Origin of the sequence: Paenibacillus aurantiacus (genome assembly GCF_042431225.1) — a bacterium.
GTDB classification, from domain to species: domain Bacteria; phylum Bacillota; class Bacilli; order Paenibacillales; family Paenibacillaceae; genus Paenibacillus_Z; species Paenibacillus_Z aurantiacus.
The window spans coordinates 64,424-88,009 of the sequence record NZ_JBHMDO010000039.1; the positions used below are offsets into that span (position 1 = coordinate 64,424).

21 protein-coding genes are annotated in these 23,586 nt (G+C 56.9%); 14 read left to right on the top strand and 7 right to left on the bottom strand.

The features are described from left to right. Positions 1-45: 45 nt before the first annotated feature. Together ACFFSY_RS24170 and fabF are read right to left on the bottom strand one after the other, a co-directional pair. Positions 46-954 (bottom strand): NAD(P)/FAD-dependent oxidoreductase, encoded by a 909-nt coding sequence (locus tag ACFFSY_RS24170; protein WP_377498939.1) that lies wholly within the window; start codon positions 952-954, stop codon positions 46-48. Between the two features lie 210 nt (positions 955-1,164). After that, the gene (fabF, locus tag ACFFSY_RS24175; protein ID WP_377498941.1) at positions 1,165-2,406 is read right to left on the bottom strand and encodes a beta-ketoacyl-ACP synthase II; all 1,242 of its coding nucleotides are present in this window, start codon (positions 2,404-2,406) and stop codon (positions 1,165-1,167) included. A 124-nt stretch (positions 2,407-2,530) separates the two neighbouring features. On the opposite strand from fabF, the gene ACFFSY_RS24180 reads away from it, so the two are divergent. Further along, positions 2,531-3,367, top strand: a complete 837-nt coding sequence (locus ACFFSY_RS24180; protein WP_377498943.1) for a helix-turn-helix transcriptional regulator — start codon at positions 2,531-2,533, stop codon at positions 3,365-3,367. 109 nt (positions 3,368-3,476) lie between these two features. Here the strand turns inward: ACFFSY_RS24180 and ACFFSY_RS24185 are convergent, their stop codons facing one another. Beyond that, positions 3,477-3,875 (bottom strand): winged helix-turn-helix transcriptional regulator, encoded by a 399-nt coding sequence (locus ACFFSY_RS24185; RefSeq protein ID WP_377498945.1) that lies wholly within the window; start codon positions 3,873-3,875, stop codon positions 3,477-3,479. Positions 3,876-3,978: 103 nt separating this feature from the next. Here ACFFSY_RS24185 and ACFFSY_RS24190 point away from each other — a divergent pair, with 103 nt between their 5' ends. From ACFFSY_RS24190 to ACFFSY_RS24225, 8 genes are all read left to right on the top strand, one after another. Continuing rightward, a complete protein-coding gene (locus ACFFSY_RS24190) occupies positions 3,979-4,992 on the top strand; it encodes a zinc-dependent alcohol dehydrogenase family protein (RefSeq protein ID WP_377498947.1) in 1,014 nt (337 codons plus the stop codon). A gap of 205 nt (positions 4,993-5,197) precedes the next feature. Continuing rightward, positions 5,198-5,356, top strand: coding sequence for an aspartyl-phosphate phosphatase Spo0E family protein (locus ACFFSY_RS24195; protein ID WP_377498949.1), 159 nt, complete (start codon positions 5,198-5,200; stop codon positions 5,354-5,356). Between the two features lie 235 nt (positions 5,357-5,591). Next, the gene (locus tag ACFFSY_RS24200) at positions 5,592-7,049 is read left to right on the top strand and encodes a PTS mannitol transporter subunit IIBC (protein ID WP_377498951.1); all 1,458 of its coding nucleotides are present in this window, start codon (positions 5,592-5,594) and stop codon (positions 7,047-7,049) included. 75 nt (positions 7,050-7,124) lie between these two features. Further along, complete coding sequence (locus tag ACFFSY_RS24205; RefSeq protein WP_377498953.1) at positions 7,125-9,179, top strand: PRD domain-containing protein; 2,055 nt, start codon at positions 7,125-7,127, stop codon at positions 9,177-9,179. Between the two features lie 3 nt (positions 9,180-9,182). Next, positions 9,183-9,620 carry a PTS mannitol transporter subunit IIA gene (locus tag ACFFSY_RS24210; protein ID WP_377498955.1) on the top strand — a complete coding sequence of 146 codons (438 nt, stop codon included), beginning with the start codon at positions 9,183-9,185 and terminating at the stop codon, positions 9,618-9,620. After that, positions 9,617-10,777, top strand: a complete 1,161-nt coding sequence (locus tag ACFFSY_RS24215; protein WP_377498957.1) for a mannitol-1-phosphate 5-dehydrogenase — start codon at positions 9,617-9,619, stop codon at positions 10,775-10,777. Before ACFFSY_RS24210 ends, ACFFSY_RS24215 begins: the two co-directional genes overlap by 4 nt. A 25-nt stretch (positions 10,778-10,802) precedes the next feature. Then, on the top strand, positions 10,803-12,527 hold the full coding sequence (gene ptsP / locus ACFFSY_RS24220; protein WP_377498959.1) for a phosphoenolpyruvate--protein phosphotransferase: 1,725 nt from the start codon (positions 10,803-10,805) through the stop codon (positions 12,525-12,527). Between the two features lie 2 nt (positions 12,528-12,529). Further along, entirely contained in the window at positions 12,530-12,790 is a 261-nt protein-coding gene (locus ACFFSY_RS24225; protein WP_377498961.1) for an HPr family phosphocarrier protein, read from the top strand. 147 nt (positions 12,791-12,937) lie between these two features. On the opposite strand, the gene ACFFSY_RS24230 is transcribed toward ACFFSY_RS24225, so the two are convergent. Then, a complete protein-coding gene (locus ACFFSY_RS24230) occupies positions 12,938-13,720 on the bottom strand; it encodes a squalene/phytoene synthase family protein (protein WP_377499270.1) in 783 nt (260 codons plus the stop codon). Between the two features lie 386 nt (positions 13,721-14,106). On the opposite strand from ACFFSY_RS24230, the gene ACFFSY_RS24235 reads away from it, so the two are divergent. Then, entirely contained in the window at positions 14,107-14,265 is a 159-nt protein-coding gene (locus ACFFSY_RS24235) for a hypothetical protein (protein WP_377498963.1), read from the top strand. 140 nt (positions 14,266-14,405) lie between these two features. Here ACFFSY_RS24235 and ACFFSY_RS24240 read toward each other — a convergent pair whose 3' ends face one another. Both ACFFSY_RS24240 and hemA read right to left on the bottom strand, forming a co-directional pair. Continuing rightward, positions 14,406-15,581: a M20 metallopeptidase family protein gene (locus ACFFSY_RS24240; RefSeq protein ID WP_377499272.1), complete on the bottom strand. Its 1,176-nt coding sequence runs from the start codon at positions 15,579-15,581 to the stop codon at positions 14,406-14,408. A 297-nt stretch (positions 15,582-15,878) separates the two neighbouring features. Then, a complete protein-coding gene (gene hemA / locus ACFFSY_RS24245; RefSeq protein ID WP_377498965.1) occupies positions 15,879-17,213 on the bottom strand; it encodes a glutamyl-tRNA reductase in 1,335 nt (444 codons plus the stop codon). 320 nt (positions 17,214-17,533) lie between these two features. On the opposite strand from hemA, the gene ACFFSY_RS24250 reads away from it, so the two are divergent. From ACFFSY_RS24250 to ACFFSY_RS24265, 4 genes are read left to right on the top strand one after another with little or no spacing between them, the layout of a single operon-like run. Next, positions 17,534-18,181, top strand: coding sequence for a helix-turn-helix transcriptional regulator (locus ACFFSY_RS24250; protein ID WP_377498967.1), 648 nt, complete (start codon positions 17,534-17,536; stop codon positions 18,179-18,181). A 2-nt stretch (positions 18,182-18,183) separates the two neighbouring features. After that, positions 18,184-19,335 carry an alanine racemase gene (locus ACFFSY_RS24255; RefSeq protein WP_377498969.1) on the top strand — a complete coding sequence of 384 codons (1,152 nt, stop codon included), beginning with the start codon at positions 18,184-18,186 and terminating at the stop codon, positions 19,333-19,335. Positions 19,336-19,360: 25 nt separating this feature from the next. After that, positions 19,361-20,971: an N-acyl-D-amino-acid deacylase family protein gene (locus ACFFSY_RS24260; RefSeq protein WP_377498970.1), complete on the top strand. Its 1,611-nt coding sequence runs from the start codon at positions 19,361-19,363 to the stop codon at positions 20,969-20,971. 59 nt (positions 20,972-21,030) lie between these two features. Next, the gene (locus tag ACFFSY_RS24265; RefSeq protein WP_377498972.1) at positions 21,031-21,492 is read left to right on the top strand and encodes a RidA family protein; all 462 of its coding nucleotides are present in this window, start codon (positions 21,031-21,033) and stop codon (positions 21,490-21,492) included. A 310-nt stretch (positions 21,493-21,802) separates the two neighbouring features. Here the strand turns inward: ACFFSY_RS24265 and ACFFSY_RS24270 are convergent, their stop codons facing one another. Beyond that, positions 21,803-23,566: a sensor histidine kinase gene (locus ACFFSY_RS24270; protein WP_377498974.1), complete on the bottom strand. Its 1,764-nt coding sequence runs from the start codon at positions 23,564-23,566 to the stop codon at positions 21,803-21,805. Positions 23,567-23,586 lie beyond the last annotated feature (20 nt).

The window sequence follows — 23,586 nt, forward strand, 5'->3', positions numbered from 1 at the left end:
TCTAGCCTATAATTCAGAGTGCAGCAGTGTGAATTGGATATCCGGTTATTCCGCTTCGAATTCTTCTTCCGTTAAATCGGCGTTCACGCCCATCGCGGCCCTGCTGCCCTCTGCCGCTGCGATTACCAGCTGTGAAGGCGAGACGACCGTCGAATCGCCAGCTGCATAGACGCCTTTGACATTCGTTCGTCCGAACGCATCGGTTATAATCGCGCCATACGCATTCAAGTCGCAGCCAAGCTGCTCGCCGAATGTGCTCTTCTGCGCGAACTGCGGCGTCACGAAACCGCCTTCCCGCGGGATCGTCGTTCCGTCTTTGAATCGGATTCCCTCTAGCTGTCCGTCCTTCCCTTCGAATGCGGCAATCGGTTTCGTATAGACGATGATGCCTTTGCGGTGAAGCAGGATTTGCTGTTCAGCTGACAGATTCGTCTGCCAATTCGTGCAGACAATCAGATCTTTGCTCCAATTATGGAGCAGCTTGGCCGTATGGAACGCGCCCGCGCTCTCGGAGACGAGCACAAGACGCTTGTCGCGCAGCTCCCAGCCGTCGCAGTACGGGCAGTTGAACAGGCTGCTGCCATAGAAGTCCCGGAAACCCGCGATATCCGGGAACGCTTCCCGCAGCCCCGTCGCGAGCAAGATGCGCCTCGCTTCATATGACGACCCGGCTGACGTATCCAGCGTGAATCCCGCTTCGGTGCGGGTAACACGGGTTACCTTCTCACGTGCCGCGGAGACGGATGGATAACGGGCAAGCTCCTCGTGCGCTAGTCTTCGGAACTCGGCCGGCTGCACGCCATCCCGGGTGACGAAACCATGGGAGGCGCGCGTTACACGGTTGCGGGGCTTAGCGTCGTCTAGCAGCAGCACTTCCCTTCTGGCGCGTCCGAGCACGAGAGCGGCATTCAACCCGGCCGGTCCGCCGCCGACAATCGCGCAGTCATAACGCATAGTTCTCCTCCTTCGCTTATCCGGCTCACTATCGCAGCTGCGCTATGTCGGGCCGATAACATGGATGTAGATAAATATGGCGGAGGCTTGTAGTTTCATACCCAAACGAGTGAAATTATGTGCAGATGTCGCGAAGGATGCTTGTAATTGGCTAGTTCAGGCGAACGGCAAGGCGGACGCCTCTGTATGCGGCGCCCGCCTCCTACTTCTTTATTCGTCTTCCCAGCGCTTCAGCACAATGACGGCGTTATGCCCGCCGAAACCGAACGAATTCGACATTCCGATACGCAATTCCGCCCGGCGCGCCTCGTTCGGCACGACGTCCAGATCGCATTCGGGATCCGGCGTCTCCTGGTTGATCGTCGGCGGGATGATGCCCGTCCGCAGGCTCTGAATGAGTGCGATCGCCTCTGCTCCCCCCGCCGCGCCGAGCATGTGACCGGTCATTGATTTGTTCGCGGTCACAGGAATCCGGTAAGCATATTCGCCGAACAATCGCTTAATCGCCGCCGTCTCGGAACGATCGCCGAGCTCCGTGCTCGTCGCATGCGCGCTGATGACGTCCACCTCGTCCGGCCGGATGCCCGCTTCCCGAATCGCTTCGCGCATTGCGCGGTACGCGCCATCCCCTTCCGGATGGGTGGCGACCATGTGATAGGCGTCGGAGCTTGCCCCGTAACCGATGACTTCGGCGAGAATCCGCGCCCCGCGGGCCCGGGCGTGCGTCAACGATTCCAGCACGAGAATCGCCGCGCCTTCGCCGAGCACGAACCCGTCCCGGCCGGCATCGAACGGCCGGCTCGCGCGTTCCGGCGCGTCGTTCCTTGTCGACAACGCGGTCGCTTTGGCGAAGCTCGCCGCAGCGATCTCGGATATCGCCGCTTCCGAGCCGCCGGCCAGAATGACATCCGTCCGCCCGGATTGGATGCGGTGCCACGCCTCCCCGATTGCCGTGTTGCCGATCGAGCAAGCGGTCACGGGCGCGAGCGTCGGACCGAGCGCGCCGAACCGGATGCTGATCATGGCCGCCGCCATGTTCGCGATCATCATCGGTACAAGCGTCGGGCTGACGCGGTCCGGTCCTCTTTCCAGCAGCGTCGCATGCTCTTCCGTTAACGTTTGAATGCCCCCAATGCCCGACCCGACATAGACGCCGAGCCGTTCCTTATCGATATCCGCCCTATCTAATCCCGAGTCCGCGAACGCTTGGTCGGCGGCCGCCAGCGCGTATTGACAGAAGCGGTCCATCCGCCTGGCTTCCTTCGCCCCGAACAGCGCCTTGGCGTCGAAATCCCGCACGACTCCGGCAATTCGCGCTTTGTGCCCCGCCGCTTCGAACGACTCGACCACCCGTACGCCCGATTCGCCTCGCGTCAGCTTGTCCCAAAATTCATCCACGCTGTTGCCAAGCGGCGAAATAATGCCCATACCTGTTATAACGACTCTTTCCATGGTAGATCCATCCCCTTCCAATCGCTTATGGATGTAATCTTGCCATCTATGTTATCCTATTACAAGTTGTTGTTTATCCTAGTATAATCGCTACCAGCATACGCCAAGGAAAGAAGGTTTCCGCATGCATCATCCTACCCGACTGCAAGCTTTGTCCGCGTTCTTGAAGGCAGCTCGCGCCAGATTAACCCCGGAGACAGCCGGTCTGCCGGCAGGCTCGCGAAGACGCACGCCCGGTCTAAGGCGGGAAGAAGTCGCGCAATTGGCCGGCGTAAGCTCGACCTGGTATACGTGGCTGGAACAAGGGAGAGATATTCAAGTATCGGCTTCTGTGCTGGACAATGTCGCGGCGGCCTTGAGGCTGACGGACGACGAGCGGAAGTACGTGTTCGCGCTGGCTGCGGATACCGGCCTGAACGTCGCCAAGCTTGCGACCGACGATCCGCAGCTGACGCCTTCCCTGCGCAAAATCATCGACGAGCTGCGTTATTGCCCGGTAATCGTCTCGGACCGAAGATGCCAGATTGTCGGTTGGAATGCCGCAGCGGCCTATGTGTTCATGAATTTCGGGGACATTCCGGACGACGAACGTAACATGATCAAGCTGCTGTTCACTAGACGCGAGTTCCGGCGGCTGGCCGTGAATTGGGAGCAGTTCGCCGGCGGCTTCTTGGCTATGTTCCGCTCCTATTACGGACAATATGTGGAAGACGAATGGTACGAGCAATTTCTGAGCGGCATGAAATCCGCTCACCCCGATTTCAGAAGGCTCTGGGAACAAGGACAGGTCAGTGCCGCCCCCGAGGTGCTGCTTGAATTCCGGCATGCCAAAGCGCGCAAAATGCTGTTCCAGCTGACCTCCCTTGAAGCGCGAGGCAGCGGCGACCTGCGGTGCAGCATCTATACGCCAGCCCCGGAGTCGAATACAGAAGCGAAGTTGAAGCAATTCATGGATGCGTAACGATTATCGGGATCGACGCTGAACAAGGGACTTGCGATATCGCAGCCGTTATTCTCGGATGCGATATTCCAAATCCCTTCATGCGTGCCAGCTGGAGATTAAGCTTGGTTCATCCCTCGCTAATTGTAGCGTTAACCGCACGCCGATCATAATCGTCACGTGCCTCCCGCACGAGCGGATAATGAGCGATTGCCCATGTTTTCATGTGCCGTAGCGGGACGATCAGCGACTGCCCGAGCGGAGTCAGCCGATATTCGACGCCTGGCGGGACCGTATCGTGGATTTCCCGTTCGAGAAGGCCATCCCGCTCCAATTGCCGGAGTGTCTGCGTGAGCATCTTTTTGGAGACGCCTTCGATTCTACGCAGGAATTCTCCGTAACGGACCGCTCCGCCCTCCATCGCATAGATCGCGAGAACCGCCCACTTGCTTGCGATGATTTCCAGCAACAAACTGTATCTGCATTTCGCGATCGAAATATCCGGCTCCACCGCCTTGCGCTTGCCCATCGCATCTCACTCCATCGAACTGGATACTTTATAGTGCCTACTTACTTTATTTTAGTTCTCGGATTAAAGTGTGTCTATACCGTTAACCAAAGGAGCGATGTTGATGAGAACCTATGAACTTGCAGGCGGATTGAGTTTAGACCACTTGAAAATAGCCGAGCGCCCCGTCCCCTCGCCAGGACCACGCGAAGTACGGATTAAACTGCGTGCCGTAGCGCTAAACTATCGGGATTTGGGCGTTATTAGCGGCTTCTACGCGCCTGATCTGCCACTGCCGTTCACACCGGTCTCGGATGGCGTCGGTGAAATCGTTGAAATCGGCGAAGCCGTCACCCGGTTCAAGCTCGGCGACCGTGTAAGCGGCATCTTCACCCAGCAATGGCTCACGGGTCCGCCGGAACGCCGATACGCCTCCAGCACCCTCGGTAGTCCGCTGCCTGGTCTGCTCGCCGAGTACGTCATCCTGAACGAGAATGGTCTCGTCTCCGTACCGGGCTACCTGAGCGATTCCGAAGCGGCCGCCCTACCCTGCGCGGGCGTGACCGCTTGGCACGCCATCGTGAGCGAAGGACGCGTGAAAGCGGGCGATACGGTCGTTGTGCAAGGTACCGGAGGCGTCTCCCTCTTCGCGCTTCAGTTCGCGAAGCTTCACGGCGCGACTGTAATCGTAACTTCAAGCAGTGACGAGAAGCTGGCTCGCGCTGTAGCCCTCGGCGCCGATCACGGCATCAATTACCGCTCGAATCCCGATTGGGATCAGGCTGTACTATCCATCACAGACGGTGTAGGCGCCGATCACGTGCTTGATGTCGGAGGTGCCGCGACGCTTGACCGTTCGGTTAACGCTGTGCGTACCGGCGGGCGGGTTAGTATCGTTGGGATATTGTCCGGTGCGCGGGCGAACAACCTCGATCTGATTGCCGTGCTGCAGAAGAAGATCACGCTGCAAGGCATCAACGTCGGCAGTCGCGCGATGTTCGAGGCGATGAATGCCGCCCTTGCGGCTGGCCGCGTCCATCCCGTGATCGATAGCGTGTTTCCTTTCGAAGAGGCCGTGAACGCGCTGCGTCGGTTGGAGCAAGGCACTCATTTCGGTAAAATCGTGATCGCCATATAAACATCATCCCGCCATCTTTCAGGCAGTATATGCCAAAAGATGGTTTTTTTTGCTTCAGGATGATTTGCTACGTATTGGAGCGGGTATATGTAGGTTGTATAGGAAAAAATTCGGTGCGCTTCCTGAATATCACGCTTTTCTAATTGTTTTCTCATAAATAGGGACTATACTTGGCTCATAACTTCGGTAAAGGGATGGTGCCCAGATGGCGGATATGAATCCAATGATCAACCGGTTGCGTACGAAAATGATGGCGGTTGCCGAAAAGCACGGGATGAATCTGCTCCATCCCGAGGTTATTTACTGGAGCCAACAGTTGGATCTGCTGATCGTACAATCGATGCGAATGCCCCGAACCGCATGATCCGTAGGGAACATGCCGATAATCGAAGAGCCGTCTATTAGCCTAACAATGTTTGCGCTAATGCATCGGCTCTTTTTGCTATGCCTGTTTGCAAATGAAATATTGTCAACAGCGTTCATGACGAAATCTCCTTTTCCTTCAATTGAAGCTGTAAGCGTTCTCCTTTAGGATGAAGTCATCCCCGTTATCGAATGCTATCGAGGCGGGCGTCACGAAATAAAGGGAGGATTACCTGATGTCCAACACCGTACAACCACAAAAAGAAGGTGTCCGGGTAGCAGTACAACGATTTGGGCGTTTCCTAAGCGGGATGGTCATGCCGAATATTGGCGCATTCATCGCATGGGGGCTGATCACGGCGCTCTTCATTCCAACAGGCTGGATACCGAACGAAGAGCTGGCCAAACTAGTCGACCCAATGATTAAGTACCTGCTGCCGCTCTTGATCGGCTACACGGGCGGCACGATGATTCATGGCACGCGGGGCGGCGTCATCGGCGCGGTTGCCACGATGGGCGTGGTCATCGGCGCGGACATCCCCATGTTCCTCGGCGCGATGCTTGTCGGCCCAGGCTCAGCTTGGGTGCTGAAGCAATTCGACCGAGCGGTCGAAGGTAATATCAAGTCCGGCTTCGAGATGCTGGTCAACAACTTCTCGTCCGGCATTATCGGCGCCATTCTCGCCGTCATCGCCTTCAAGGCGATCGGCCCGATCGTCGAAGCGATCAGCAACGTACTTGCTAACGGTGTCGAATTCCTGATCGATAACCACCTGCTCGCCCTTGCCAACGTACTCATCGAGCCTGGCAAAATTCTGTTCCTTAACAACGCGATCAACCATGGCGTGCTGAGTCCGATCGCGCTGGAGCAAGCGTCGGAAGCCGGCAAATCGATTATCTTCATGCTGGAGTCGAACCCGGGTCCTGGCCTAGGCATTCTGCTGGCCTACTGTATCTTCGGACGCGGCTCTGCCAAGCAATCGGCGCCAGGCGCAGCGATCATCCACTTCTTCGGCGGGATTCACGAGATCTACTTCCCGTATGTACTGATGAACCCGCGCCTCATCCTTGCGGCAATCGCGGGCGGCGTGGCCGGCACGGCAACCTTCTCCCTCTTCAATGCGGGTCTTGTCGCACCGCCATCGCCGGGCAGTATTTTCGCCTACATCGCCATGGCGCCTAAAGGCGGTATGTTCGCAATCTTCACCGGCGTCATTGCCGGTGCCCTCGTCTCCTTCCTCGTGGCGGCGCTGCTCCTGAAGACGAGCCGCAAAACCGAGCAGGACGACGAACTGGAGCAAGCTTCCGCCAAAATGAAGGAAATGAAGAGCGCAGGCAACGTTTCTTCTGCAACTGCCAGCGCTGCGGTTACTGCTCCTTCCGTGCAAGCGGCTCCCGTTGCTGGCCAGCGTGCGAGAGAGGATGTTAACAAGATCGTCTTCTCCTGCGATGCCGGTATGGGATCAAGCGCAATGGGCGCGTCCATCTTAAGGAAGAAAATCACGACCGCCGGCATTCCGGTCACCGTCGTGAACACGGCAATTAGCGACATTCCTTCCGATGCGGACATCGTCATTACGCACAAGACGCTGACCGACCGCGCGAAGCAGAAAGCACCGAACGCGGAGCATATCTCCATCGATAATTTCTTGAAAAGCCCGGAATATGATGAACTCGTCAAACGCTTGACGTAACCCGCGCCCCTGTAACGCTGACGCCTCTGGCATCGGCGTTACAGCTCTTTTATTACAAGCCGTAGGATGATGCCCATGAAAATGTCGAACCGCCAGCGCCAGATCGCGGCGCTGCTCACGAACCGGCAAGGCGGCATGACCGTCGCGGAGATTGCGGAGTCGATTGGCGTTAGCGCACGAACCGTCCACCGCGAGCTGCAGGATATTGAGTCCGCTCTTACCGCCGCCGGCATCGCCTTGCTGCGCAAATCCGGCTCAGGGCTCGCGCTCGAGGCAGAGCCTGAGAAGCTGGAGGCCTTCCGGCTCAAGCTGGAGAATGCCGACGCTTCCGGTCACAACGCCCAAGAACGTAAAGTGCTGACGATGCTGCGGTTGATTGAGGAGACGGAACCGATCAAGCTGTTCGCGCTCGCACATGAGCTTCAGGTGGCAATCCCGACGATTAGCCATGATTTGGACGAGTGGGAATCGTTATTGACCGGCTCGGGGCTCGCGCTCGAACGGCGTCGCGGTTACGGGGTCGAGCTGCAAGGCAGCGAACGCGCGATCCGTCGTTTCATCTACCGATTGGCCCGCCAATTCCTCGATCCAGCCGACTTGTTCGAGTCATCTTCTACCGCGGGTCATTCGCCAATTCGTGGGCGATTGCTGGAATTAATCGAACTCGAAGGCTTCTTCCGTGTCGAGAAGGCGCTCTGGCGGCTCGAGGAACTTCATAAGGCGAAGCTCTCCGAAGAGGAATACACGCTCCTCGTTCTTCGTCTGGCAATCGCCCTATCCCGCTTCCGCGGTGGACATATCGTGGATGCGTTACCGGAGGAAGCTTCAACGGCGGATAAGGAGCGTGCACAGTTATACGCGCGATTCCTGGATGTGACTTTGCCTGAGCGAGAGATGGCGTACGCCGCTCATCTGCTGTCTGACTGGGATGCACCTGGGCAAGTGGCGGTCGCCGAGCATTTCTCGTACATCGAGCTCGTCGTGGAGCTGGTCTCCGAGGTGGAGAGCAGACTGGACATCACGCTCATGCGCGATCGTTCGCTCATCGAAGGACTGCTGCATCATATGGAGCCCGTTCTGCAGCGGCTCCGGGAAGGACAGCACATTCGCAACCCGCTCCTGCTCCAGATCAAGCGGGATTACGCTGAGCTATTCGACGCGGTCCAGGATGCAGCCGCCCGCAAACTGCGCGGTTACGAGCTGCCTGATGAGGAGATCGGATTTCTGACCATGCATTTCGGCGCGGCGATGGAACGCGCCAATCTATTGACCGTTCCCGTGCGCGCGCTGCTTGTCTGTACGAGCGGCATCGGCTCGTCGAAGATGCTGGCGGTCCGTATTACCAAAGAATTGCCACAGATCGATCTGATCGGACGCGTCTCTTGGTTCGAAGCCGTTCGCACGCCGCCGTCGGATTACGATCTCATCATCTCGACCGTGGACTTGCCGATCAAGCCGGAGCGTTATATCAAACTCAGTCCGCTGCTGACACCGGAGGAGACGGAACGGCTGCGCAAGTTCGTGCACCAGTTGGCGATAGCGCCTGCTCCCCCGCTAGATGGGAACAAGCGTCCGCCGCCTTCATCCGCAGCTTCCGAACTGAACGCCGTCGCCCGATTGGCCGTGCTACGCGATCACGCACAGGAAGCGCACGCGCTGATTGAGCGCTTCGACGTCATTGCGCTGCATACTCCGCTCGGCTTCGAATTCGAGCCGATCCTGCATCGGATCTGCGGGCACGCATTCGATATCGGCGCGTTGACCGACGCGGACCAAGTCGTCGCCGGATTGCTCGAACGCGAACTTCACGGCAGCCAGCTCATTCCAGATACGGAGCTTGCGCTCGTGCACACGCGAAGCGATGCCGTGTTATTCCCGCTGCTGCTGCTGTTCCGCCTCGATCATCCGGTCACGCTGACAGGCGGCGCGGGTGCCCGCCAGCTGCTGCTCATGCTCGCGCCGAACGATCTATCTAAGGCTGCGCTTGCCATACTAAGCGAAATTAGCGCATTGCTGCTCCTGCCGGAAACGATGGCGCTACTGAAAGACGGCGATACAGAACAGATACGCGTCTTTCTCGCCAGCGAGCTGGAGCACGTCATTAAATCAAAATTGGATTGGAGAGTCTAAACCATGCCTATTCTATCGATCGACAAAGTACAATTAAATGCCAAAGCGCAAGATAAATACGAAGCAATCCGCCTTGCAGGCGAACTTCTCGTTCAAGCGGGCCACGTGCCGGCCGAGTATGTGGACAAAATGATCGAACGCGAGAATGCGCTCTCCACGTATATGGGCGGCGGACTCGCGATTCCGCATGGCACGAACGAGGCGAAAAGCTTGATCCGCTCGACGGGGCTGTCGATCGTCGTGCTGCCGGAAGGCGTCGACTTCGGCGAAGGCGAACCGGCGAACCTGGTTATCGGGATTGCCGCTGCCGGCGACGAACATCTGGAACTGCTAACCAATGTCGCGATGCTCGTCTCCGATGACGAGAATATGGCGCAAATTCTGAACGCCTCCTCCGCCGAAGAGTTGATCGCCATCTTCGAGGGAGGGATGGAAGGATGAAGGCTGTTCACTTCGGCGCCGGCAATATCGGACGCGGCTTCATCGGGCTCGTACTCTCGCGCGCCGGCTATGACGTCACCTTCTCCGACGTGAACGACACGCTTGTCGACGCCATCCAGTCCCGTCATGCCTATACCGTGTCGCTGGCAGACGGCAGCGGCGAGAAAATTCAAGTTGATCGCGTAGACGCAATTGACGGCAAGAATGCGCAGCTCGTCGCTGAGACGGTCGCCAAGGCCGATCTCGTCACGACCGCCGTCGGCGTACACATCCTGAAGCATATCGCCGGGGCCCTCGCACAGGGTATTGCCCTGCGACTCCAGGCTGAGCGCCCCGCGCCGCTGCACGTAATCGCTTGCGAGAATGCGATCGGCGGCAGCACCCAACTGAAGGAGCTGGTGTTAGGACACCTGCCAGCCGAGCTGCATGACGCATTCGGACGCTATATCGCTTTCCCGGACGCGGCTGTCGACCGCATCGTGCCCATCCAACATCACGAGGATCCGCTTCACGTAACCGTCGAGCCCTTCTACGAATGGGTGATCGATCGATCCGCCATGCTGCCGGGCTTCCCCGATATCGAGGGTGTTCATTATGTAGACGGCCTTGAGCCCTACATCGAACGGAAATTGTTCACCGTTAATACGGGTCACTGTACCGCCGCTTATCATGGTTATCTGGCAGGCCGCCGTACGATCCAAGAAGCTATGGCTTCCCAGCCGATCCGCGCTGAAGTCCGGGCTGTGCTGGAAGAGACGGGCGCCGTGCTGATTCGTAAATACGATTTCCCGGCGGACGAACATGCCCGCTACATCGACAAAATTTTGGACCGGTTTGCGAATCCGTATCTGAGCGATGAAGTAGAACGCGTCGGCCGTTCGCCGATCCGGAAGCTGTCGCCGAACGATCGCTTAGCCCGCCCTGCCCTCCTAGCCATGGAGTACGGATTAAGCTACGCGCATCTCGCTGAGGCCATGGCAGCGGCGCTGCGTTTTGATAACAAGGATGACGCCGAGGCGGCTGAGATCCAGCAATCGCTCCAAGCAGAAGGTCTGTCCGCGACGATCGCGCGCTATACGGGACTGGCGGAAGAGCATCCGATCCACGACGAGGTCGTTCGTCGCTATGAAGCAATGCGCCCCCGGGAGCAAGCCTAACCGAGGAGAAGGAGGTAACATCTACATGAGTCAAACCCTATCAGGAATCGCCGCCTCGCCCGGTTATGCGATCGCCCGAATTGTAACGTTGAAGCCGGCGCGCCCCGCTCCCGAGCGGGAGCAAATCGCGGACCCGCAAGCGGAGCAAGCCCGCTTCGCGGCTGCGATCGAACAGTCTAGAGCGGAGCTTGAGACGATCCGTCAGCTGACCGAGCAGCGTCTTGGGGCGGAGAAGGCCGAAATTTTCGAAGGTCATCTGATGCTGTTGGAAGACCCCGAACTCATCGATGCGACGAACGAGCGAATCGCGGAGGAGTCGCTGAACGCCGAGTACGCGCTGCACGAGGTCGCCGGCATGTTCATCGCGATGCTGGAATCGATGGACAACGAGCTGCTCCGCGAACGGGCAGTCGATATTCGCGACATTACGGCGCGCGTGACCAGCCATCTTCTGGGCGAACCGCACCAAGACTTGTCGACCATCACGGAAACCTGCATCATCGCAGCCGAAGATTTGACGCCTTCGGATACGGCTCAGCTTAATCTGGACGCGGTTCAAGGCTTCGTCACCGTCGTCGGCAGCCGCACCTCCCACTCCGCCATCATGGCCCGGTCACTGGACGTGCCGGCCATCGTCGGAATTGGGGAATCGCTGAGTGGGCTTCCAGGCGGCACGCTTGTCGTGATGGACGCGATGGAAGGCCGCGTTATTATCGATCCTACAGAAGAAGAGCTGCGCGATTACGAGACTCGCAAACGTCTGTACGATGAGCGCAAGGCCAACTTAGCCAGATTGAAGGACCAGCCAACCTCATCGCTGGATGGCGTCCGCGTCGAATTAGCCGCCAACATCGGCCGCGCGGAGGATGCCGTCAAGGCGCTGGAGAACGGTGCAGAGGGGATTGGCCTGTTCCGTACCGAGTTCCTCTACATGGGACGCGATTCACTGCCGAGCGAAGAGGAGCAGATGAATAGTTATAAGGCCGTGTTGGAGAAGATGAACGGGAAGCCCGTCGTCATTCGGACGCTCGACATCGGCGGCGACAAAGAGCTGCCCTATCTGAATTTGCCGAAGGAGAGCAACCCTTTCCTTGGTCTGCGGGCACTGCGTTTCTGCCTGAAACGCGAAGATCTGTTCCGCACCCAGCTGCGCGCGCTGCTTCGAGCCAGCCGCTTCGGTAATTTGAAGATCATGTTCCCGATGATCGCCGTCCTGGACGAACTTCGCGAAGCCAGACGCGTCTTGGACGAGGAACGCGCCAAGCTCGAATCGGAAGGCGTCAAAGTGGCCGCGGACATTGAGGTCGGCATCATGATCGAAGTCCCCTCGGCAGCCGTCACCGCGGATCTGTTCGCGAAGGAAGTTGATTTCTTCAGTATCGGCACGAACGATCTGATCCAATATACAATGGCTGCCGATCGCATGAACGAATCGGTATCCTATCTGTATCAGCCTTGTCACCCGACGATCCTGCGCTTGGTCAACATGGTCATCCGCGCCGCGGAACGCGAAGGCAAGTGGGTTGGCATGTGCGGCGAGATGGCCGGCGATTCGTCGGCGGTTCCTCTCCTGCTCGGACTCGGTCTGCACGAATTCAGCATGAGCGCAGGCTCGATCCTGCCGACCCGCGAGCTGATCGCGGGGTTGTCCAAGACCGAATGGGCGCGCATCGCCGAGCAAGCGCTCACCCTGCGCACGCAGGAAGAAGTGCTTCAATTGGTACAAGAACAGCTTAAAGGAGCGAAATAACCATGATGACCCAAACGTTCACCGTTATTAACCCTACCGGATTCCATGTCCGCCCCGCGAAAACGTTCGTGCAAGCGGCCAATGGCTTTCCTTGCAAAGTCACCGTGCTGAACAAAGGCAAAAAAGCGAACGGCAAAAGCTCGATCGGCCTCCTGACGCTTGGCATCGCCCAGCATGACGAGGTTACGCTCGAAATCGACGGCGAGCAGGAAGAACAAGCGATGGAGACCCTCGGCGGGCTGTTGACCCAGATGTACGAGTAATTCGTCACGCCATCATTCTTCCGCTTTATATCGCGTAAGCGCCAATAAACCGTACGCAGCCTTTCATGGGCGCGTACGGTTTTTCTATTACTTATGAAAAAAAGCAGGCGCTCCACGCGCCCGCTTCATCCCTGCCGCTACTTCTAACTAGCCGCTCAGCTTATTCACGATCTTCAGTACGGCATCCCGCGTCAGCTTGTTGCCGCCGCCCGAGATGAGCTTGACGGTCGCGTGCGCGAGCGCCAGCGGAATTTTGCAGAACGCCTTCGCCTGACCGTCCTTCAGCTCGGCCAAATACGCATCGGCTTCCTTCAAGTTGCGGCGCGTATAGGCCAGCATCTCCTCCATGCCCCACCCCTTCGGGAAGAAACTAACGCCGCGCGTGCTGTCCTCCGCCTTATTGCGGAGAATGTTAACCGCCTGGAGACCGCGGCCGAAGGCGACCGCTCTGCCTCGGTCGGATTGCGTGCCGTCATTCCACAGCCACAGCTCTGAGAGCATCTCGCCGACCATGCCCGCCACACTGTAGGTATAGCGATCGAGATCCTCTTCCGTATCGATGATCCACTTCTTGTCCACCCAATACGCCATCTCATCGGACATCTTCGCGGTATAGCGATATACTGTCGGCGCGATGTCCGATGGGCATAAGCCAGCCCATTCGTGCAGCTGCCAGCTGACTTCCGGCAAGTCATGCTTATAAGGGGCAAGCACTTCCCGCGCCCGATCGAGCGGCTCCTCGGACCGGAATGAATCCCGCACGTCGTGCAGCAGCTTGATTTTGAGCTCGTCGTCCAAGTCGGTATGATCTTCGATCTCGTCGATCGCCCGCATGCACAGATAGCCGGAAGCGACGGCTTCCTGCAGTCTACCCTCCAAACGGCTGATCGGGATGAAGAAGGTGCGGCTCGTTTTCTTTAACATCGTCATGGCATCTTGATGGATCATAGTCGTAATTGGTGTTCCCTCCAAAGTCAACGAGTGTGCAGCGGCAAATGAATCATGGTATTGGATAAAGGCATTTCCGCGCAAAACAGCATATGTACCAATTTTCTCACATTAGTCAAGTCGATGCAACATTGCGCGACACCTCTCTTTACCCGATTCGGCCTTGCCGGACGCATGCATGAGCGGCGAATATTGAGGCCATCTTACAAAGAAAGGAGCTGATCCCCATCTCTTACAAACGCCATATCGAGAGCGGCAAAATTTCGGTCGAAGTCAACGAGCGGGACAGCCGCTCGGCCAAAGAAGAAGCCGCGCAATTCGTCAAGCGCAAGGCGCTGGACAATATTACGGAGGAGTTCGGCAGCGAAGTGCTGGCCAACGAAGAGTCGGACGTGTCGCTGAGCAATGTAGACATCCACTTTAATGAAGAAGTCATCTCGCACGAGGAAGGGATATTCAAGAAACGAATCACCGACAGCCGGAAAATGACCGCCGAGGCGGAAGCCGACATTACGATCGACGATTAACCGCCCGGAAGTCTTATGGTTCACGTCCACGATGCGCATGCTGCCGGAAGAGCTTGTGCGTCGCGAATTCGCCTTAAGCCATTCATCCCTATGCAAAGACAGCCGTATGGGTTCATCGTCCCGCACGGCTGTCTTTGCATTTAATCCATTAAATAATCCAGAGCGAGCGCCAAGAACATTTTGCCCGAAATGAGCAAGGCACGCTCGTCGATGTCGAACTTCGGATGGTGATGCGCGTACTGGGTACGCTCATCTTCGTTGCGCGCACCGACATGGAAGAACGCTCCCGGACGCTGCTCCAAGTAATACGCGAAGTCCTCCGCCCCCATTTGCGGAGCAAGCGCGAGCAAGGCTTCTTCGCCGTATACGGCTTGGATAAGACGCTGTACACGCGCCGTCTCTTCGGGCGCATTGACGACCGGCGGATAGCCGTTCGTATACTCGATTTCATGTCCCGCATGGTAAGCCGACGTTATGCCATCGACGATCGAACGGATTTCCTGCTCGATCTCGGTCCGTACCGTTTTGTCGAACGTCCGGACGGTACCTTGCAGTTTGGTTTTGTCCGCAATGACGTTGAACGCGTTACCAGCTTGGAACACGCCGACGGAGACGACGGCTGGGTGGATTGGGTTGACACGGCGGCTAACGATCTGCTGCAGACCGTTCACGACCTGACAGCCGATAACGATCGAATCGACCGTCGTATGCGGCATCGCCCCGTGCCCGCCCTTCCCATAGATATGAACGGTGAATGCATCGGCTGCCGCCATCGCAGGCCCTTCCTTCAGCCCGATCTTGCCAAGCGGCAGATCTGACGCAAGGTGGATGCCGTATACCGCGTCGACGCCTTCTAGCGCGCCGGCTTCGATCATACCTTTGGCGCCGCCTGGCGGCAGTTCCTCTGCATGCTGGAAGATGAAGACGATATTGCCTTTCAATTGATCGCGTACGCCGCTTAACACACGGGCAACGCCGAGCAGTGCCGACGTATGACCGTCATGTCCGCAGGCGTGCATGACGCCGGGCACCTGCGATTTGTACGGCACATCCTTCTCGTCCTGGATCGGCAGCGCGTCGAAATCGGCGCGAAACGCGATCGTCGGGCCTTCGGATCCGCCGCGGAGATAAGCTAATATTCCGTTGCCTCCAACATTCTCCTTGACTTCCAGACCGAACGACTTCAGATGATCCGCGATGAATCGGGCCGTTCGCGTCTCTTGGAACGACAGCTCCGGATTCTGATGCAAGTATCTGCGCCATCCGATGATCTCTTCCTCGCTCTTCTGCAATTCTTTGTACAAATCCTCCAGCATGCGCATTCGCCCTCTCCTGAATATTCTCTTTTTTTGTTATATGTAGGTTATTGACGCTAATGCCATCGAAACGGCGTTGTATCCGCTTCCTAATTGTAATATTCCGAATATTATACCACCCTTCATATTTTATCAAGCAAAAAATTAGATGATAATAATTTTTTAATGTAATTATTTAGTATTAATTTGATCAAAAGAAACGACATTTCTCGTTTTATTCTGATATGGACAGGTTGTAACCAACAAAAAATAGCCTCCGTTAGTTATCAGAGGCTATAATCATGCCAATATTTTCTTTTATGCTATTGCATTGCGCGGATCCATCGCGTCGGATGCTTCCGTTCCTTCCGGCTCGGCCAGCCGTTGCGCTTGCTCTTCAATTCCGAATATACGCGTGAACGCCTCGATCGCAACTTCGCCGCCGCGTTCCGACGCCAACTCTTTAATATTCAAGATCGGGTCGCGCAGCAGCTGGTTCACGATGCTCTTCGTCAGTTTGCCGATTACTTTCCGTTCCCGCTCGTCCAAGTCCGGCAGCTTATTGAGCATATCTTGACAGGCGCTCTCCCTGATGGCATCCGCCTTCTCTCGCAGCGCGGCTATGGCTGGCGCCACGCCCAGCTCCTTCATCCACCGGGTGAAATCATGCCGCTCCTTCTGGATGACGGGCGTCAGCTTGAGCGCTTCCTTCGCCCGCGCCTCCGCATTCTCGTTCACGATCGCTCCGAGCCGGTCGATATCGTAGAGCGTCACGCCATCCAATTGTTCCGCCAGCGGATCGATATCGCGAGGGACGCCCATATCGATCAGGAGCAGCGGCGCGCTCCGGTGCTGCCTGGCCCCCCGCAGCATGTCGAACGTGACGACCGGCTCGGCAGCTCCGGTAGCCGCCATCGCCAGTTCTGCCGTATTAAGCAGCGTCCCGAGCGACTCCCAAGGCTCTGCCGTTATGCCGAATTGATCCGCGAATTCAAGCGCACGGTTGTAGGAGCGGTTCACGACGGATATCCTATCCGCCCCTCTCGCCTGCATATGCTTGAGCGCCAATTCGGTCATCTGGCCCGCGCCGACCAAGACGATATTCCTGCCCGCCAACGAGCCCATCATACGGGCGGCCAACTCGACAGCCGCATAGCTGACCGAGACGGGCTTGTGGCCGATTCTCGTCTCCGTGTGCAACCGTTTGGCCAGCGTCACCGCTTGCTTGAACAGCCGGTTGAACACAGCACCCGTGGCCGGCAAGCTTTGGGAATACAGAAAAGCATCCCGCACTTGGCCCAAAATCTGCGTCTCGCCGACCACCATAGAATCTAGCCCGCTCGTTACGCGGAACAGATGCTCGACCGCCGCATTGTCTTCATGAAGGTAGAACGAAGCCTCGAATTGTTCCTGGCTCAAGTTGTACTTGCGTTCCATCATGTATGCCAGTTCGCGCATGAACTGATCTTTGCGCTCCGCCACCGCATACACTTCCGTCCGATTGCAGGTAGAGAGTATGACGCCTTCCATAATGCTCTTGGAGCCGCGAAGCCCGGACAATACATCCGCTATGTCGTGCTCGGATAACGCCAGCTTCTCACGAATGTGAACCGGTGCCGTTCTATAATTTAAGCCTGCCGCCATGATGCGCATACGCTACACTGCCTTTCTGCTTCGTCCCTTAAGATCCGTTATTCCCATGTACATGACTCTTGTACACATCATATCACGAAGAGGGTAAAAATCAATACTATATTATAATTATTATAATTAAGAGAGTGTCCTCCCGTTATTTAGTAGAATTCCTGCTCACTCCGACTTGAGTGGAACGTCTAGCCGAATCCATACATAGCAAGCATGTTAGTTCCCATTCAAACTTTTTGTTATTTCGACAAATTATTTGTTTGCACCTCTGATGAAATATGCTACCATCAAGTTAAATCCGGCAGTCAATATATAGAAAGGAGCCACCCATGGAATCCATAGAAGACGAATTGCCTTTCCTGACCTCCCTCGTCAAAGGGCTCGCCGCCCAATTCGGCCCGAACTGCGAAGTCGTCCTGCATGATCTGCAGCGCGAATACGACAGTACGATCGTGGCCATCGAGAACGGCCATATTACCGGACGCAAAGTCGGCGACCCCGGCACGAATCTCGGTCTCGAGATTTTGAGCGGGCATGCCAGCGGCGACGCGAAATCCGGTTACGTGACCCAAACGAAGGACGGCCGGCTGCTGCGCTCCACCTCCCTTTATATGAAGAATAAAGGCGGACAGACGGTCGGCTCGCTATGCATCAACTTTGATATTACCGATCTGGCGGTTGCCGAGAAGACGCTGCAGTCGCTCACCTTCGGGGGAGGCACTCCGATCGTGCGTGAATCGTTCGTATCGAATGTCGGCGACCTGCTCGACGCCCTCCTTCAGGAGGCGCAGGATACAGTGGGCCGCCCGGTCGCGCATATGACGAAGGAAGATAAGGTCAAATTCATCCAGACCCTGAATGCCAAGGGCGCGTTCCTCGTCAAGAAAGCCGGCGAGCGCGTCTGCGCGTACCTGAACATTTCGAAGTATACGCTCTACAGCTATCTGGATGAAGGCAAATCAACGGAGGAGGGTTGATCATGACGAAGCCAAGCGGCAGCACCGGCGCCCCTCAGACGTTACACCCTGCACTCGCCGGGCTTGAGACCCCATGTATCGTGATCGATGGGGCTGTCATGGACGCGAATATCGCGCAGACGGCTCAACTGGCGAGACTAGCAGGCGTTAAGCTGCGCCCCCATGTGAAGACGCACAAGATGCCGCTGATTGCCAAGAAACAAATCGAGGCAGGCGCGGAAGGCATTACCGTCGCGAAAGTCTCGGAGGCCGAAATCATGATGAATGGCGGCATCGACGATATTTTCATCGCCTACCCGCTTATCGCCGAATCCAAGATTCGCCGGGCGATCCGCATTAGCAGTCAGATCAAGCGACTGATCGTCGGCGTCGACAGCGAAGAAGGCGCTCGCCTCCTCTCCCGCATCGCGATGAGCGAGGGACATACGCTTGAGGTTCGCCTGGAAATCGATACCGGGCTTCGGCGAACCGGCATCCCCTATGATGAAGCGCCTCAGCTCGCTTCATTCATTCAAGGACTTGAAGGGATTAGTCTCACCGGGATCTACACCTTCCGAGGCGCAATCCTCGATGGCAAGCCAACGTTAGATATCGAGGCTGCGGGCAAGTCGGAAGGGCTTATGATGGTCGAGCTTGCGGAGCGTATTCGAGAAGCAGGCGTTTCCATTCAGGATGTAAGCGTCGGCTCCTCCCCTACCGGCAGCTATGCAGCCGCCGTGCCGGGCGTCACCGAGATCCGGCCGGGCACCTATGTATTCCAAGACCGCACGCTGGTCGCGTTCCGCACCTGCGCGATCGAGCAGTGCGCGGCCTACGTACTGGCGACCGTCGTGACGAGCAGACCCCATGAAGGTCACGCGGTGATCGATGGGGGCAGCAAGACGTTCGCGACGGACGTGCAGCCGAACACGAACCCGCTTCAGCTTCAAGGCTTCGGTCACGTATTGGAAGCGCCCGGCGCGCTGCTCGAACGCTTGTCCGAAGAACACGGGATATTGCGGATGGAGCCAGGGACGCCACTTGCGCCTGGCGACCGGGTACGCGTGATCCCGAATCATATTTGCAGCACGATCAACCTGCATAACAAAGTCTACCTGCTCGAAGAAGACCGCGTTCGCCAGCTCGACGTCGCCGCCCGCGGCATGCTCGAGTAGCGTCCTCGCGGACAGGAGGAAGCCTATGCTGGATCTCGTACTCAAGAACGGCAAAATCGTCGATGGAACCGGCAACCCATGGTTTGTCGGCGATATCGGCATCAAGAATGGAGAAATCGCTGCGGTCGGCTACGTGGACCAGGAAGCAGACCAGACGATCGATGTCGGCAGACAAGTCATCTCCCCCGGTTTTATCGATGGGCACTGTCATTCCGATCTGCTCGTCCTGGATCAGCCGACCAGCGATTTCAAGCTGCTGCAAGGCGTCACGACCGAAGTCGTCGGCAATTGCGGGCTCGCCCCTGCCCCTTTCCTGCCCGCCTACGCGGATGCGCTGCAGCAATACGTGCAGCCCGTCCTCGGCAGCACGTCGTGGGCTTGGAATTGGCGGTCGATCGAAGGCTATATCGAGACGCTCGCCCGTAACTCAGCTTCCGAGAATGTCGCGACATACGTCGCGCACGGGGCGCTGCGCATCGCGGTGATGGGCTTCGAGAACCGGCCCGCCACGGCTAATGAGCTGGCCTTGATGAAGTCGTTGCTGGAAGAAGGCATGCGCGCCGGGGCAATCGGTTTATCGATCGGCCTGCTCTACGCGCCGGGCAGTTATACGAGCCAAGAGGAACTCGCCGAGTTGTGCAGCGTGCTGCCGAAGTATGACGGTCTCTTGTCCACGCACATTCGCGGCGAAGGCAACAGCTTGATCGCATCGGTCAAGGAAGTGATCTGGATCGCGGAACGCGCGGGCATCTCGCTTCATATTAGCCATCTCAAGGCAGCCGGACGCATTAATTGGGGACAGACGATGACGGCGCTGGAGCTGATCGAAGCCGCCCGGTCCCGCGGTATGGATGTCACCTGCGATGTGTATCCGTATACCGCGGGTTCGACTTCCATGACGACGATCCTGCCCCCTTGGGCGCTCGAGGGCGGCATTCAAGCCACGTTAAGTCGTCTGGCGAACCCGCAGCTGCGCGCACAGATCAAGAGCGAGCTGCGTGAAGAGCAGACAACCTGGGACAACCTCGTCTGCTCGACCGGTTGGCAGAGCGTCTATGTGTCGGCGGTGAATACAGCCGCCAACAAGCCGCTTGAAGGCAAGCATGTCGCCCAGATCGCGGCCGAACGCGGCGGCGTCGATCCGGAGGATGTCATGATGGACCTGCTGCTCGAGGAGAACGGCCAAGTGTCGATCGTCTACTTCCATATGTCCGACGATGACGTCCGCGAAGTGATCCGGTACGATCGTTCGCTGATCGCCTCCGATAGCTTAGGCTGCGTGACCGGCAAGCCTCATCCGCGGTCCTACGGCACATTCCCGCGGCTGTTCGCCAAATATGTCCGCGACGAACGGATTCTCTCGCTGGAACAAGCCGTCCGCAAAGTAGCCTCATTCCCGGTGCAGCGGTTCAAACTCGGCAAACGCGGACTGCTCGTCCCCGGCTACAAGGCTGATATTACCGTCTTCGATCCGGATGCGTTCCGCGATACGGCCACGTTCGAGCAGCCGATCCAGACGCCGGTTGGATTGACCCATGTCATCGTAGGCGGCGCCTTGACCGTTCGCGACAGCCGTCATACCGGGGCGCTGGCCGGTTCGTTCCTTCGCGCTTGTTCGTGCAAGGGACATCATTGAGGACTCATCCTGACGTACGTCTATTCCCATCTACTTAACCACAAAGGAGCGAATCATTCATGGCACGCATTGAACAAATTCTCGAGGAAAAAGGCATTCAGTTGGAGAAGGTCCCTACTCCGGTCGCGCAGTACGTTCCGGCGAAGACGGTCAACAATATCGTCTATACATCCGGCAATGATTGCCGCATTAACGGCGTTCTGAAGTATACCGGCAAAGTCGGCAAAGATTTGACGGTCGAGCAAGGCTACGATGCCGCAAGACAAGTCATGATTAACCTCATCTCCGTGCTGAAGGAGCATCTCGGCGATCTGGACCGCGTGAAGCAAGTCGTCAAAATGCTCGCGTTCGTCAATTCGGCAGACGGCTTTACCCATCAGCCTTACGTCATCAACGGCGCATCCGATCTGCTCGTTGAGATTTTCGGCGAGAAAGGCCGTCACGCCCGCTCCGCTATCTCGGCGAACGAGCTGCCGTTCGATACGCCGGTCGAGATCGAGCTGATTGTCGAGATCGAATAGGGTTCCCTCCCCCTTTTCCCTCCGCCGAGGGGAACCATAGGACTAAGCGTATGCTTCCGAAGCAGTTTTCCTCCGGAAAACTTTTACCTCTGGACTCCCTTCTTCGTGCAGCCACCATTGTTTGCGGTCGGCGGGTTGCGTTCGAGCGGGGCACGCTATTGTCCTTACGGACAAAGCTAACGCTGGATGATGAATTTCTATTTCTTCACTTGATTAACAACAAATAAGGCGCAGCAGCCACGAGCTGATGCGCCTTTCCTCTTCCTATTGGCCCCTGCGAGTGCAGCCGGTATCTTCACCCCGTTCGCTGCTACACGGCCTCTCCCTCGATTGCCGATTCCGCCGGAATGCGGATGACGACTGCGGTGCCGAAGCCTGGCTTGCTCACGATTTTTACGCCGTATTTGCCGCCGAAATGCAGCCGGATTCGCTGATGAACGTTCCGTATCCCGTAACCGACATTCAGGCTCTCGGCCGGATCGAACAGCTGCCGAATGGTCTCCGCGGACATGCCGACGCCGTCATCGATGATTTTGAAGACGACCGTCCCCTCTTCCAGCTTGCCCACGATGCGCAGATTGATGTGGTCTCCGTATAATCCGTGCTCGAGCACGTTCTCCACGAACGGCTGCAGGATCAGCTTAATCGTCAAGAAGTCGTGGACGCCCGGGTCAATATCATAATACACCATCATCCCATCGCCGAACTTCGTCTTCTGAATGTTCACATAGGCCTCGACCTGTTCGATTTCGTTGCGAATCGGGATGATCGTCCGCCCTTCATTGAGCGACAACCGATAGAATTTCGCCAAATCCAATACCATCCGGTGCAGCTTGTCGACTTCGCCGAACCGGGCCAAGCGGCTGATGGACGAGAGTGTATTATAGAGGAAATGCGGATTGATTTGCGCCTGCAGCGATTCCAATTCCGCCTCTTTCTTCTGAATATTCGTCATGTACACTTCGCGGATGAGCGATCCGATGTTGTGTCCCATATCGTTGAGCGCGATCGAGATACGGGTAAACTCGTCTCGTCCCTTGAAGTGAATCCGTTTGGTGAAATCGCCTTCCTGGAACGAATCGAGCACTTGCACGATCTTCGATACTTTGCGCGCGAAGTAACGGGAAATGAATAGGCCTACCGCGGCGAACACGATACTGGCGATGAAACAGGCGGCAATCGTCCACATCCGGATCGTTTGGGCGGCCGATTCGGTAATGTCCGAAGGAATCAGCGCCACGATGCGCCAATTCAGCGGTTCGATTTTCTCCTCGATAATAATGTGGCCGGCTTTGCGGGCCATGCTCAGCGTCTGGCCCGAGGAGCGATCGATCGGCCCGGAAGCAGAGATGAGACGGTCGGCATCGTCAAGCAAATAGATCATGGATCCTTCCCCGATTTTGCTGGAGTCGACGCTCTCGAACAGATCCTCCAGCCGGATGCGGATACGCATGAAGCCAATCTCATCCACCATGAACAGCTTGGATGCATCCACCACGCGGCGAAGCAGCGAAATATGGCCGAACGTCTTATCCTCATCGATCTGCACCCATTGCAGCGTCTGGCCAAAATGTTCTTCCGGATACGATTTGTACCAGTCTTTCTCCAGGATGCGATCCGTATGGAAAATATCGAACGTGCTGTTCCCGCTATCGAGCGGGTCGGTGACCTGCCGATTGTACACTTCGTGTATTTCTTCATTATCCAGATAGATGGATATCCAGATATTGCTGTTGACAGATTCCAACAAGGTTTGAAGTCGCGGGATCAAATATTTGCTCGTCGTGAAATAACTGACCCAGCCCGCTTCGTTGTTGCGCAAATATTCGGTCAGCGTCGTGTCGTAATAGATGAGCTCCGATACGCGCACAATGTCCTGCATCCGGTAACTGATGTTGTCCTTCATTTGCTTCAACGTGCCGACGCTCGACTCTTTGGTCCGCTCCTCTATCGAACGGACGAGAATGGCGTTCGCGACGTAACCGGCCAGCAGAACGGGGATCATGATGAACACGCAATAGGTGATCATCAACTTATGGCCAAAAGGCAAATAACGTTTATAATCCGACTTCATAGCTCCCCGTCCCATGAGCA